The 11,933-nt window shown below is 50.2% G+C and carries 15 protein-coding genes; 10 read left to right on the top strand and 5 right to left on the bottom strand.

The genetic code is table 11. The annotated features are described in order from the left end of the window. Positions 1 to 107 precede the first annotated feature (107 nt). A complete protein-coding gene (locus tag R6H26_RS05170) occupies positions 108 to 746 on the top strand; it encodes a restriction endonuclease subunit R (protein ID WP_404788917.1) in 639 nt (212 codons plus the stop codon). 108 nt (positions 747 to 854) lie between these two features. On the opposite strand, the gene R6H26_RS05175 is transcribed toward R6H26_RS05170, so the two are convergent. Beyond that, complete coding sequence (locus R6H26_RS05175; RefSeq protein WP_404788919.1) at positions 855 to 1,178, bottom strand: hypothetical protein; 324 nt, start codon at positions 1,176 to 1,178, stop codon at positions 855 to 857. A 343-nt stretch (positions 1,179 to 1,521) separates the two neighbouring features. Between R6H26_RS05175 and uvrB the strand changes: the two genes are divergently transcribed. Then, a complete protein-coding gene (gene uvrB, locus R6H26_RS05180) occupies positions 1,522 to 3,525 on the top strand; it encodes an excinuclease ABC subunit UvrB (protein WP_404788920.1) in 2,004 nt (667 codons plus the stop codon). Positions 3,526 to 3,572: 47 nt separating this feature from the next. Here the strand turns inward: uvrB and R6H26_RS05185 are convergent, their stop codons facing one another. Continuing rightward, the gene (locus tag R6H26_RS05185) at positions 3,573 to 3,701 is read right to left on the bottom strand and encodes a hypothetical protein (RefSeq protein WP_404788922.1); all 129 of its coding nucleotides are present in this window, start codon (positions 3,699 to 3,701) and stop codon (positions 3,573 to 3,575) included. A 131-nt stretch (positions 3,702 to 3,832) separates the two neighbouring features. On the opposite strand from R6H26_RS05185, the gene R6H26_RS05190 reads away from it, so the two are divergent. The 4 genes from R6H26_RS05190 (at position 3,833) to R6H26_RS05205 (ending at position 5,652) form a co-directional block, all read left to right on the top strand. Then, positions 3,833 to 4,147 carry a muconolactone Delta-isomerase gene (locus R6H26_RS05190; protein WP_404788924.1) on the top strand — a complete coding sequence of 105 codons (315 nt, stop codon included), beginning with the start codon at positions 3,833 to 3,835 and terminating at the stop codon, positions 4,145 to 4,147. 94 nt (positions 4,148 to 4,241) lie between these two features. Further along, a complete protein-coding gene (locus R6H26_RS05195; protein WP_404788925.1) occupies positions 4,242 to 4,868 on the top strand; it encodes a methyltransferase domain-containing protein in 627 nt (208 codons plus the stop codon). Between the two features lie 92 nt (positions 4,869 to 4,960). Further along, positions 4,961 to 5,323: a cupin domain-containing protein gene (locus tag R6H26_RS05200; protein ID WP_404788927.1), complete on the top strand. Its 363-nt coding sequence runs from the start codon at positions 4,961 to 4,963 to the stop codon at positions 5,321 to 5,323. A 41-nt stretch (positions 5,324 to 5,364) separates the two neighbouring features. Continuing rightward, the gene (locus tag R6H26_RS05205) at positions 5,365 to 5,652 is read left to right on the top strand and encodes an antibiotic biosynthesis monooxygenase family protein (protein ID WP_404788929.1); all 288 of its coding nucleotides are present in this window, start codon (positions 5,365 to 5,367) and stop codon (positions 5,650 to 5,652) included. Here the strand turns inward: R6H26_RS05205 and uraD are convergent. From uraD to R6H26_RS05220, 3 genes are all read right to left on the bottom strand, one after another. Continuing rightward, positions 5,649 to 6,146, bottom strand: coding sequence for a 2-oxo-4-hydroxy-4-carboxy-5-ureidoimidazoline decarboxylase (uraD, locus tag R6H26_RS05210; protein ID WP_404788931.1), 498 nt, complete (start codon positions 6,144 to 6,146; stop codon positions 5,649 to 5,651). The two genes, R6H26_RS05205 and uraD, sit on opposite strands and share 4 nt — an antisense overlap. Positions 6,147 to 6,149: 3 nt before the next feature. Beyond that, a complete protein-coding gene (gene uraH / locus R6H26_RS05215) occupies positions 6,150 to 6,512 on the bottom strand; it encodes a hydroxyisourate hydrolase (RefSeq protein WP_404788933.1) in 363 nt (120 codons plus the stop codon). Between the two features lie 137 nt (positions 6,513 to 6,649). Beyond that, a complete protein-coding gene (locus R6H26_RS05220; RefSeq protein ID WP_404788935.1) occupies positions 6,650 to 8,086 on the bottom strand; it encodes an MFS transporter in 1,437 nt (478 codons plus the stop codon). A 226-nt stretch (positions 8,087 to 8,312) separates the two neighbouring features. On the opposite strand from R6H26_RS05220, the gene atpD reads away from it, so the two are divergent. The 4 genes from atpD to R6H26_RS05240 all read left to right on the top strand — a co-directional run bounded on the left by atpD (position 8,313) and on the right by R6H26_RS05240 (position 11,921). Continuing rightward, entirely contained in the window at positions 8,313 to 9,770 is a 1,458-nt protein-coding gene (gene atpD, locus R6H26_RS05225) for a F0F1 ATP synthase subunit beta (RefSeq protein WP_404788936.1), read from the top strand. A gap of 22 nt (positions 9,771 to 9,792) precedes the next feature. Beyond that, on the top strand, positions 9,793 to 10,209 hold the full coding sequence (gene atpC / locus R6H26_RS05230) for an ATP synthase F1 subunit epsilon (RefSeq protein ID WP_404788938.1): 417 nt from the start codon (positions 9,793 to 9,795) through the stop codon (positions 10,207 to 10,209). A 642-nt stretch (positions 10,210 to 10,851) separates the two neighbouring features. Beyond that, positions 10,852 to 11,262, top strand: a complete 411-nt coding sequence (locus tag R6H26_RS05235; protein ID WP_404788940.1) for a hypothetical protein — start codon at positions 10,852 to 10,854, stop codon at positions 11,260 to 11,262. A 239-nt stretch (positions 11,263 to 11,501) separates the two neighbouring features. Further along, complete coding sequence (locus R6H26_RS05240; RefSeq protein ID WP_404788941.1) at positions 11,502 to 11,921, top strand: hypothetical protein; 420 nt, start codon at positions 11,502 to 11,504, stop codon at positions 11,919 to 11,921. Positions 11,922 to 11,933 lie beyond the last annotated feature (12 nt).

Consider the following 11,933-nt stretch of genomic DNA (forward strand, 5'->3'; position numbering starts at 1 on the left):
TTGACAATGTACTTATTGTACACAACATAAACAGTCTACTCAAAAAAACATCGCCTCCTTTTCACTCCCTCTATACTTGAACTAATCAGCATTGATGCAACGCAATCATGGTTCAGGCACTTCAGGCAAACGAACTTACCCTAAGCGACGTTGAAGATCGGTTCAACCTGCGACAAAACTTTGGCGATCCAACCTTCTTTCAGGAGTGGCAAGATAGCTTGCCGGAGCTAACCCCATCCGAAAAGCAGGCCCTCGATCGCATTAGGACAGAATTTCTGTACCTCAACAAATATCCAATGCTCGAAGACCTCGTAAAAATGGTCATCCTGTCGCCATTACTTTCCCTAGCAGGCTTTTATCGACCGCCCTTACGCCCCGTCCTCGAAAAACGAGTTGACGTAGCCATTCAGGATGGCGAAAATACAGTGTACGGTCGTATCGATTTATTAGCCTTACTGCGGCAAATTTGGGTTGTAGTTATAGAGTCCAAGCAAGCAGGTTTTTCTCTCAAAGATGCAACCGCCCAAACACTGTTCTATATGATGGCAAACCCCAAATCCGAAATCCCTACCTTTGGTCTAGTCACCAACGGTAGTCACTTTATCTTCATCAAACTGATTCAGAATAACCTGCCTCAATACGCTTTCTCCAGCGAATTTTCCCTGTTCCGCCCCGAAAATGAACTTTACATCGTCTGCCGTATTTTGAAACGATTGGCCGAATTAGCTATCGGTCGGAGTGCCTAAGGTTGACCGTGCGATCGCCTCGGCTCTAGCTTGCCCCAGCTTACACTTGCGGCTGAAATTGTAGAGGGCGATCGGTTGGAATGATGATGGGCCTGTTCTGTCCGTCGATCAATCTCTCGGCTTTTGTTGGCGCTGTTGTTCTAATTCTTGAATTGCTCTGCGCCAATAGTACGATTCCGACCGATCGTAATGCCCGAACCTGGCGCGGGAGACTAATTTTTCCGCTTCCTGTCGATTCCCGCCAACCATGTCAATCAACTGCTGCTGGAGTTCGGCGCTCGCTTCTTCGCGGGCGCGATAGGCATTCCAGCGTACAGCCGTTCGCTTCTTGGATTGGGAAAAACTTTGCCTGGTAGATGAGCGCGAGCCAAAATACAGGCCGCACAAAACCCCCAACAACCCGATTAGAATGCACCCCACAACCGTCAGCATCGATGCCTGCAACACCTCTCAAGTCAGTACAACGTTATAGTTCCCTTGCCAGTAGGGTTTCATAAAGCTCAATTGTTAGTGCGGGATGACACCTGAAGGCATCAACTCATGTTTTGGATGCTTTCAACCGCAGCCGAGCCATCTCAATGGACTGAGCCAATAAATTCAGCATAGCAAGGGAAGCTAAGGGTTGTGCGGAGAGACCGCGTTTAAAGTTTGAGGGGACAGTGCTGCCATAATGCCCCAATTTTAGGTTTTCCCCGGCAATCCTCATAGACTTTGACCACCCCCGCCAAGGGTAAGCGCTATCGTAGTAGCTGAGGTATCGCCCTTATTCATCCCCATGAAAGACTTTTCGATTCAGGCTCCCTTTGAACCGACAGGCGACCAACCCAAGGCGATCGCCCAGCTCGCCGAGTCCCTAAAATCTGGGCATCAGTTCCAAACCCTCCTGGGTGCGACGGGGACGGGCAAAACCTACACCGTCGCTCAAGTGATTGAAAAAATCGGCAAACCCACGTTAGTCTTGGCCCACAACAAGACCCTAGCCGCGCAGCTCTGTAACGAACTACGAGAATTTTTCCCCAACAATGCCGTCGAATACTTCGTCAGTTATTACGACTATTACCAACCCGAAGCCTATATTCCCGTCACCGATACCTACATCGAAAAAACGGCTTCGATTAACGAAGAAATAGACATGCTGCGTCACTCCGCCACGCGATCGCTGTTCGAGCGCAAGGATACGATCGTGGTGGCGTCCATTAGCTGTATCTACGGCTTGGGGATGCCTTCCGAGTACCTCAAAGCCTCTATCCCGCTCATCGTAGGGGCAGAGGTGAATCAGCGGCAATTGCTGCGATCGCTCACCAATATCCAATACACCCGCAACGATGTGGATCTGGGTCGGGGATGCTTCCGGGTGCGCGGGGATGTCCTCGAAATTGGCCCTGCCTATGAAGATCGCATCGTGCGGGTCGAGTTTTTTGGGGATGAAATCGATGCGGTGCGTTTGGTGGATCCGGTTACGGGGGAGATTTTACAAAGTATGGATGGGCTAAACATTTACCCAGCCCGTCACTTTGTTACCCCTAAAGAGAAGTTGGAAGCTGCCATTGAGGCCATTGAGGCTGAAATGAAGGCTCAGGTTGCGCTTTTAGAGTCCGAGAATAAGTTGCTAGAAGCCCAACGTTTGAGCCAGCGCAGCCGCTACGACCTGGAAATGCTGCGGGAAGTGGGCTACTGCAACGGCGTCGAAAATTACTCCCGCCATCTGGCCGGACGCAATGCTGGCGATCCGCCGGAGTGCCTGGTAGATTACTTCCCGAAAGATTGGCTGCTGGTGGTAGACGAATCCCACGTCACGGTGCCTCAGTTGCGGGGCATGTATAACGGCGACCAAGCCCGCAAAAAAGTGCTGATCGATCACGGCTTTCGGCTCCCCAGCGCGGCAGACAACCGTCCCCTCAAGTCCGAGGAGTTCTGGCAGAAAGTATCTCAGTGCATTTTTGTCTCCGCCACCCCTGGTGATTGGGAAATCGGTATTTCGGAAGATCGCATTGTCGAACAGGTCATTCGACCCACGGGCGTCCTGGACCCAGAGCTGTTTGTGCGCCCCACAGAGGGACAAATCGACGACCTGCTCGGCGAGATCCAAGCGCGCGTGCAGCTCGGCGAGCGCACTTTAGTCACCACGCTCACGAAGCGCATGGCAGAAGATTTAACGGAATATTTCCAAGAGCGCGGCATCCGGGTGCGATATCTTCACTCGGAAGTCCATACCATCGAGCGCATTGAGATTTTGCAGGATCTGCGCAAAGGTACTTTTGACGTGCTGGTGGGCGTGAACTTACTGCGGGAGGGCTTGGATTTACCGGAAGTTTCCCTGGTCGCAATTTTGGATGCCGATAAGGAAGGCTTTTTGCGGGCCAAGCGATCGCTGATTCAAACCATCGGACGGGCAGCGCGCCACATCAAAGGGCAGGCTATCCTCTATGCAGATAATCTCACGGACAGCATGGCTGCTGCCATCAGCGAAACCGAGCGACGGCGAGCTATCCAGCAGGCATACAACGAAAAACACGGCATTACGCCAACCTCTACTAAATCTCGGTCCGGCAATGCAATTTTGGCTTTCCTAGATGTATCGCGCCGTCTCAACGCTCAAGACTTAGAGATGGTCTTCGAGCAAGTGGACGATCTACCCCTTGAGGACATTCCGGTTCTGATTCAGAAGTTGGAAGCTCAGATGAAAGAGGCTGCGAAGAATTTGGAATTTGAAGAAGCCGGGAAATTGCGCGATCGCATTAAGGTGCTCCGGGAAAAATTAATCGGTCATCGGAATTAAGCCGGGGATCGGAAGCCGATCTTCCCTGGTTGAAGCAAAAGCTTCAGCTACCTCGGCTGGCGCGAAACCAAATTGCGATCGCCACCTCCAGCTAAAACTAAAAGGCTAAGGTGCAGCTTCTCCATGCAGTGGGTTCTTTGGAGTGCGAGTTTGAGGGTGCCAGAAGGAAGAGACAAGCGATCTCCTAGAGCAAGTCCAACTCGCCTGCAACCATGGAGTCGATCGACTCCCCTACTTTCGCTCAAAATACCCTATCCAAATCGTGACGCAGATGTAATATTCTCATTATTAATTAGCAAAATCAGTCATGTTGTATCATTTGGATTTTCAGGTCGAATACGGTGCCCATATGTCCCAGCAAGATTTATTCCGCATTTGGGCAGAGGAGGCAGAAGCGGCACTGGGCGCTAAAAAAGCTGGCGTGGTCGTGGATTTATGGAAATGCGTGGGAATGCGTCGGGTAATTGCAATTCTGGATGTTAACTCGCCGGATCGGCTCGACCAAATCCTGTTAGATCTGCCCATCATGAAACAGATGGGGCAATACGTCCAGGTTACAGTAACAGCTTTAAGGCGCTACGAAGATTTTGCTAGCGATGTGCGCGATCGCATTCTCCCTTAACCTTTACAACCCAGGAGAACGGCCACGAAAGGCAGAACCTATCCAACCGCACCGAGCGATCGCATGACCTTTTTTAGAATTAAGGAATCCTTCAATGACTAACCTTTGGTCATCCGCCGACCACGCCTTGAAATACTTGGCGATCGCCGATACCCTTCCCCATCGCACTGAAGGAGAAGGCGTGCTGTTAGAACACGTCCCCAAAACCGTCCAACGGATTCTGGATTTAGGAACAGGCAACGGTCGGCTGCTCTCGCTTCTCAAAATCGATCGCCCCCAAGCCAAAAGCATCGCCCTCGACTTTTCGCCCACGATGCTAGAGGCAGCTCAAACCCAGTTTGCCGATGACGAAACCGTGCAAGTTATCGCCCACAATCTGGACGAGCCGCTACCAACGCTTGGAACATTCGATGCGGTGGTTTCTAGCTTTGCAATTCACCATCTCTCCCACGAACGAAAGCGATCGCTCTACCAGGAAATATTTACCTTGCTAGAACCCGGCGGTATTTTCTGCAATCTGGAACATGTGGCCTCTCCCAACGCCAAAGTTCACGAACAATTCCGAGTGGCGATCGGCATTAGCGAACACCCCGACGATCGATCGAACATTTTGTTGGATGTAGAAACGCAGCTGCAATGGTTCCGAGACATTGGCTTCGATGACGTAGACTGTTACTGGAAATGGCTGGAAATGGCGCTCTTGATTGGGATTAGGCCCTGAGTGTCCATTGACTTTCCGAATTGCTCAATCCAATAATCTGTGCTGAAACGAGCAAAAAGTATATTGTCCTTAATCGCTGAAGGATTCCATCAATGGTCACGTTAATCGGCAAAACAACCAAAATTGAGGCAGTGGGGCATCCGCCGAAAACCATCGAGGAATTTATTGGCAGGGTCAACTCCCGCATAGAAACCGTCAGCATCGCCCGAATGCAAAGCCCTAGTGGCTGGAGCGAGCCAGGGCAAACCCCAGAATTTGACGAATATACCGTCGTCCTTCAAGGTTGTTTGCGGGTAGAAACTAAAGAAAAAGTGTTGGATGTGATGGCTGGGCAGGCGGTTATAGTCAATCGCGGAGAGTGGGTTCGCTACAGTACGCCTGGAAGCGAGGGTGCCGAGTATATTGCAGTCTGCATTCCAGCCTTTTCGCCGCAGATCGTCCACCGCGACGATTAATGACTCTCAGCCCTTGAAACTTGCTGTTAGGAGTTGAACCAATGATCCTAGAAGTCGCAATTTTGGAGGTAAAGCCGGGGTTGGCAACTGAATTTGAAACTGCCTTCAAAACGGCCTCAGCCATCATTGGTTCCATGCCGGGATATCTTTCCCACGAACTTCAACGCTGTATCGAGACAGAGAATCGCTACTTGCTGCTGGTGCGCTGGCAAACCTTAGAAGCTCATACGGTTGGGTTTCGACAGTCGCCAGAGTACCAAGAATGGCGCGCTTTGCTCCACCATTTCTACGATCCGTTTCCAACGGTAGAGCACTACGAAATGGCTTAGACCACCAAATCCAGGAGGCGAAACTTGGCAATTTGCGCGATCTCAGCCAATGCCTGAGCCGTTTCTGCCTCTGCCGAATGGTTGAGGCGGCGCTCGAACGACTCTAAAATGCTGGCCTTAGTGTGATTTTTGACCGCCACAATAAACGGAATCCCAAATCGTGCTTTATATTGCCGATTGAGGGATTGAAACTGCTCGAACTCTTCTGCGCTCAGCCGATCTAGCCCCACGCCAGCCTGCTCCTTCACCGATGCCTCCGCCATCTTGACCCGCGTCCCTAAATCGGGGTGGGCTTGAATCAGGGCTAATTTTGCGTCGGAAGACATGGCATTGACGCAGTCAACCATCGCTCGATGCAGGGCTTCAACATCGGCAAACGGTCGCTGAAGCCAAGCTTGACGGGCAATCTGGGGCGTTGCTTCAAATACGGCACCGAGGGCGGCCCCAAAGTCGTCCTGACTCATTTGGTTGAGAGCGGCGATCTCATAAGCCATGATTCAACTGCCTCGATAGGTACTGTAGGCCCAAGGCGAAGTCAGCAACGGCACATGGTAATGGACCGAGGCGTCCGCAATCCCAAACTGGATGGGAACCCGATCTAAAAAAGGGAATTCAGAAGGGAGATCGGTCCGGTCTGCAAAGTAGGAGCCAACAGAAAACACCAACTCGTAAACCCCTGCCTGAAATGCCTCTCCGATGAGCAGTGGCGCATCCGTCCGTCCATCGCTGTTAGTCGCCACGGTTTTCAAAAGTATTTTTTGCCCGGACTGCCCTTGAATAGACCATAATTCCACTGTCATATTGGCAGCAGGCCGTCCAAAAGCTGTATCTAAAACATGGGTGGTAAGCTTTCCTGCCATAAGCGCGTTTAGATCTCGTATTCAAGAGTGCGGGGAAAATATTTCGGTCTATTTGGGATGACTCGAGCGTCTTTAACAATTGCCTTTCATTCTGGCAGATTAACCGTCGCTTGACCTTTACGCTCAAAATTTCAGCGCTATCCCTCCGACTGAATCGATTTTGCGGCAGAAGAAAAAACCTGTACGAGCTGGCTTAAAGACAAATCGCGATGCTCCCGCACAAACGCCAGCGGGACTAGCGCCACCACGCGGCACGCGCTCGACAATAAAAAGATTCCCAGCAGCCCTCCTTGCATCCAGTGCTCCGCCCAGTACCCGCCTAGGGTTGTCCCCAATGCGCCACTGACGCCAGCTGCCGCTGCAATCCAACCGAAATAAGTAGCTTGGTTGCGCAAAGGAGCAACGCCAATCTGCAAATTGTTGCCGCACAAATCGATCGCCGCGCCAGTTCCTCCCATCGCAACGTGGAGGAGCGGGAGCCACAGCCAAATTGAAAGGGAATCCGTGCCGACAAACAACCAAAGGGGCGGGATGAGGGCGAGGATGATTCCGGCGATCGCCAAGACAAAACGGTTCCCCATGCGATCGGCCAAACGGCCCCAAATCAGAAGCATTAGTAAATTCGCACCCGCCATCAAACTGTTATAGAGCGTGACCTGCGAGATCGGGAGGTTCAAGTCATCCAACATGTAAAGATTGAAAAAAGGCGCGCTCAGGCTAAAGGCAAAAATCCAACTGCTGAAATAAATCAGAAACATCCACACATCGGGAAACTGGACTTTTTCTGGCTCCGATGCATCGGATTCCGCTTCGACGCCAGATTGGATCGCAGCAGGTAAGACGTGCGACGGCTCCGTAAGAGCGTGCTGAAGCTTGGGGTTTACGTCTGCCATAAAGTTTTGGAAGAGCAGACTGATCGTGCCAAAGACGATCGCCGCCCCTAGCAGGACGCCAAACCCCTCCACCGAGCCACCGGGCCATCGAGCGATCGCTACCCCCATCAACGGCACCGCAATGAGGTTGGTCAAATTAGCCGCACTGTTGCGCAAGCCAAAATATCGCCCTCGCAGTCGCTTCGGGACCAAGACGGCCATCCAGCTCAGCCACGCCGCACTGCCTAACGCACCAATGCTGTAACTGAACAGGGCGATCGCCAAGGTCCAAAGAATGAGGGTTTGAGCATCTATATAGTGCCAGTGCAACAGCCCTAGCCCTACCAACAGGAGTACCCACAATAACCGAGACGGTGCGTATACGCCCAAACAATACCAATGACGGCTGGCAACTCGCTCCGAAAAGTAAGCCCCCAGCGGCTGCATTAGGTTTGCAATCAGGGGAATAGATGCCAAAAGACCCACTTGCGTGACATTAGCACCCAAATCCATCAAGAAATTGGTGAGCAACACGCCTCCCGTCGCATTAGTGTAAATGGCCGCAAAAATGCCATCGATCGTGGAAGCCTGGAGGCTCCTGCGGATAGCGTCCTTCGCCAGCCTTACGAGCGGGGGATTCCCGACTCCGAGTACGGTCTCTCCTAAAGCGCGTTCTGGAATTTTGGCCGAATGGGTACTCATGCTGACCCCTATGACATGCGTTCGATCCGAGCTTCGCTCTCAAGATAGGGCTTAAGTGCCCTCCCCGTCGCTTGGAGCGAAATGAACTGGATTTCTGCAAAGAAAGTTTACCTTGCGATCCCATTCAGTGATAATTTGGAAGGTGGCGATTTTATGCAATGAGCTGCCCCTCTACTATAGGTAGGTAAATTGCAGCATTGTAGGTCATCACATCATAGGCTTGAGCATGGTCACCACCACAGAGAAGACAAACGTCGGTCAGATTACGCAAATTATCGGCCCCGTCGTGGACGCCGAATTTCCCAGTGGCAAAATGCCACGAATTTACAATGCATTGAGAGTTGAAGGTAAAAACTCGGCAGGCAATACCGTTTCGGTAACTTGCGAGGTACAGCAACTCTTGGGCGGCAACCAAGTCCGGGCCGTCGCCATGAGCGCCACGGACGGTATGGTTCGCGGCATGGATGTGGTGGACACAGGAGCCCCAATTTCTGTTCCTGTGGGCAAAACAACCCTCGGTCGGATCTTCAACGTCCTCGGCGAGCCCGTCGATAACAAAGGTCCCGTCAACAACGAAGAGACCTTCCCGATCCACCGCGCAGCACCCAAGCTCACGGAACTCGAAACCAAGCCTTCGGTTTTTGAAACGGGCATCAAGGTGGTTGACCTCCTGACTCCTTACCGTCGCGGCGGAAAAATCGGCCTGTTTGGTGGTGCTGGTGTGGGCAAGACCGTCATTATGATGGAGCTGATCAACAACATCGCTACCAATCACGGTGGTGTATCCGTGTTTGCCGGAGTTGGCGAGCGGACCCGCGAAGGGAATGACCTTTACAACGAAATGATGGAATCGGGCGTTATCAATAAAGATAGCCTCAACGATTCTAAAATCGCCTTGGTCTACGGTCAGATGAACGAACCCCCCGGAGCTAGAATGCGGGTGGGTCTGACCGGACTGACGATGGCCGAATACTTCCGGGATGTGAACAAGCAGGACGTGCTTCTGTTTGTGGACAACATCTTCCGATTCGTGCAGGCGGGTTCTGAAGTATCTGCACTCCTCGGTCGGATGCCTTCTGCGGTGGGATATCAGCCTACCCTGGGGACTGACATGGGAGATTTGCAAGAGCGGATTACCTCTACCCTGGAAGGTTCGATCACCTCCATTCAGGCCGTGTACGTTCCTGCTGATGACTTGACCGACCCCGCACCAGCAACCACCTTCGCTCACTTGGACGGTACGACCGTGCTGTCCCGTGGCTTAGCGGCAAAGGGGATTTATCCGGCTGTGGATCCGTTGGATTCTGCATCTACCATGCTTCAGCCTTCAATCGTGGGCGAAGATCACTACACGACGGCGCGTGCGGTCCAGTCTACGCTTCAGCGCTACAAAGAGCTGCAAGATATCATTGCCATTCTAGGTCTGGACGAGCTTTCGGAAGACGATCGCCTTGTTGTGGCTCGCGCCCGCAAGATCGAGCGTTTCCTTTCTCAGCCTTTCTTTGTGGCAGAAGTGTTCACGGGTTCCCCTGGAAAGTACGTGACCTTAGAGAAGACGATCGCGGGGTTCAAGAAGATCCTCTCTGGCGACCTCGACGATTTGCCGGAGCAGGCCTTCTACCTAGTCGGCGACATTGACGAAGCGATCGCCAAGGGTGAGAAGCTCAAAGCCGAAGGCAAATAAGAGGCACCCATAGGAGAACTCCATGACCTTAACCGTTCGGGTGATTGCACCGGATAAGACTGTGTGGGATGCGCCCGCAGAAGAAGTAATTCTGCCGAGCACCACGGGTCAACTTGGGATTTTGACAGGCCACGCCCCTTTACTCACGGCGCTCGAGCCGGGCGTACTGCGGGTGCGGGAAGGCAAAGGCTGGCAGGCGATCGCCCTTACGGGTGGGTTTGCCGAAGTGGACGCCAACGAGGTGACGATTCTGGTCAACGGAGCCGAACGCGGCGATGTTATCGACCGAGAGGCAGCTCGGGCCGCGTTTGAGGCCGCTCAATCCCGTTTGGCAGAAGCGGATCGAGGCAGCGATCGCCAAGAACGCTACCAAGCCGTTCAGGACTTCAAGCGGGCGCGGGCGCGACTTCAAGCTGCTGGCGATGTGGTTCAGATTTAATTAATGTGAGCTGTCCATAAAACTTAACCCCCTTGTTGTAACAGCGAGGGGGTTTTGATCTAAATGTATTTTAAGTTTGACTAGGTGTTCTTGATACGAGAACATAGGGCTAGTAAGGATTTCTAGACACTACATGTCATTAGTCGAGCAATTCTGCGAGAGTTCTGCGAGAAACATGCTGATTCGTGAGAAGCCCTCTATGCCAGTCTGTACCAGGCATAGAGGGAAACTGGAAAAACCTAGCAGAGGTTCAGTTCTACTATCCAAAGGCTGAAGCAGTTGATGACTTTACCATTTTTTAGATTAAGAGAAATAAATATTGGTTAATTGTGAATGAACGACTCCTTGTTATATAAGCTATTTAATTTACTTTGAGGCCACATTTATTCACTCATTAAGCGAACCCAAATCCTTGAGCAGTCAGCATTTTGTATCTCTCCAAGAATTGCTCAGGTTAGTCTACATTAAACGAATTTGAAACACTTAGGGAAAAAAGTGTTGCCTTTTTTTTGATTAATGTAAAAATTACATAAACGTACAAGAGCAATCATTTGGATAATAGCATGAAAAAAACTCAGGATAAAGTTCCTAAAAGATTTGCATCTGTCAGATTGCTATTCTTTTTTTCTTTCTTCAATCATCATGACCTTTATCATTATCATCATGGAATCTAGTTCTTCAGCCCAACAACCATCTAGCCCCTCAGATCAAGAACCAAAGCTACCACCAGAAATCATTCAGAAAATAAAAAGTAGACATCCTGAGATTTTTACTTATGATGACCTTTCTCCAGAATTGAAGGCAAAATCTAAATGTGTTGACGGGACGTGTACGCTAGTCATCCCAAAGGGGGAAAAAGCAACATTACCCAATGGAACAGTTATTGACGAAGATGGCACTCAAACTTTTAAGAGCGGTCTAAAGTTAAAACCTAATTTTGAGAAAGGTGTCCGCAAAGGGTTCAAGTTCGTGAAACCTGATGGGGTAGAAATGAAGCCTGGAGAAACCTTTAAAGGTTCAGATGGAGCTACTTTCCGATTTGACCCAAACTAAGAGTGTCAAGATACTTTCTAGCGTCTGATTTAGTTGCACTAGAAAAGCTAACTTCACTAGCATTAGATCTTAAGTATCCAACGAAATTAAGAAAGCTTCTAACTTCTACTAAGTTAGTAAAATTTTCTTGCAATAAATTATTTGTGTGGTGTTTTCAATCTTAAACATTAAAAGTGGATAGGAAACAGCACAAATTAGATTAAAGAATCCAATCAAACTAAACCATGGAATGCTTCAGAATGAAAAAACAATCCTACGCTCTTCTAGCCTCTGGGTTTATCTCTACTTTACTGATCGGTGCATTATCATGCCCAGCGAATGGAGCTTCAAAAACCTATTATGGAAACGCAGGAGATTTAACGATGAGGTGTTCATTATTTACTGGAGGCAAGGCAGTAGCAAGCTTTACAGTAAATACCTCGAAATCTTTCACTGTCATAACTAGTCTCACAGGCGATGTATTTTTTGATAATTTTTTTGATGACAATAGTATAGTATTTGGAGGTAATGGGAAAGCTATATATAATAGTCCATCTTATTACTCTACTGCACGTAGAACATATTTTTGGGCTTACCTATTTGGCATTGGTAATGATGGAGCAGGAAATACAGTTTACTTCTATCCAGCCGAAGGCAATGGCTATGTTAATTGTGGCTAATTAATGATAGTT

This window comes from Altericista sp. CCNU0014 (assembly GCF_044923475.1).
In the GTDB taxonomy this organism is placed as follows: domain Bacteria; phylum Cyanobacteriota; class Cyanobacteriia; order Thermosynechococcales; family Thermosynechococcaceae; genus JAAURS01.

What these genes read in the sequence shown, in the direction of transcription:
- R6H26_RS05170 (WP_404788917.1), top strand. Translation starts at nt 108, where the DNA reads ATGGTTCAGGCACTTCAGGCAAACGAACTTACCCTAAGCGACGTTGAA.
- R6H26_RS05175 (WP_404788919.1), bottom strand. Translation starts at nt 1,178, where the DNA reads ATGCTGACGGTTGTGGGGTGCATTCTAATCGGGTTGTTGGGGGTTTTG.
- uvrB (WP_404788920.1), top strand. Translation starts at nt 1,522, where the DNA reads ATGAAAGACTTTTCGATTCAGGCTCCCTTTGAACCGACAGGCGACCAA.
- R6H26_RS05190 (WP_404788924.1), top strand. Translation starts at nt 3,833, where the DNA reads ATGTTGTATCATTTGGATTTTCAGGTCGAATACGGTGCCCATATGTCC.
- R6H26_RS05195 (WP_404788925.1), top strand. Translation starts at nt 4,242, where the DNA reads ATGACTAACCTTTGGTCATCCGCCGACCACGCCTTGAAATACTTGGCG.
- R6H26_RS05200 (WP_404788927.1), top strand. Translation starts at nt 4,961, where the DNA reads ATGGTCACGTTAATCGGCAAAACAACCAAAATTGAGGCAGTGGGGCAT.
- R6H26_RS05205 (WP_404788929.1), top strand. Translation starts at nt 5,365, where the DNA reads ATGATCCTAGAAGTCGCAATTTTGGAGGTAAAGCCGGGGTTGGCAACT.
- uraD (WP_404788931.1), bottom strand. Translation starts at nt 6,146, where the DNA reads ATGGCTTATGAGATCGCCGCTCTCAACCAAATGAGTCAGGACGACTTT.
- uraH (WP_404788933.1), bottom strand. Translation starts at nt 6,512, where the DNA reads ATGGCAGGAAAGCTTACCACCCATGTTTTAGATACAGCTTTTGGACGG.
- R6H26_RS05220 (WP_404788935.1), bottom strand. Translation starts at nt 8,086, where the DNA reads ATGAGTACCCATTCGGCCAAAATTCCAGAACGCGCTTTAGGAGAGACC.
- atpD (WP_404788936.1), top strand. Translation starts at nt 8,313, where the DNA reads ATGGTCACCACCACAGAGAAGACAAACGTCGGTCAGATTACGCAAATT.
- atpC (WP_404788938.1), top strand. Translation starts at nt 9,793, where the DNA reads ATGACCTTAACCGTTCGGGTGATTGCACCGGATAAGACTGTGTGGGAT.
- R6H26_RS05235 (WP_404788940.1), top strand. Translation starts at nt 10,852, where the DNA reads ATGACCTTTATCATTATCATCATGGAATCTAGTTCTTCAGCCCAACAA.
- R6H26_RS05240 (WP_404788941.1), top strand. Translation starts at nt 11,502, where the DNA reads ATGAAAAAACAATCCTACGCTCTTCTAGCCTCTGGGTTTATCTCTACT.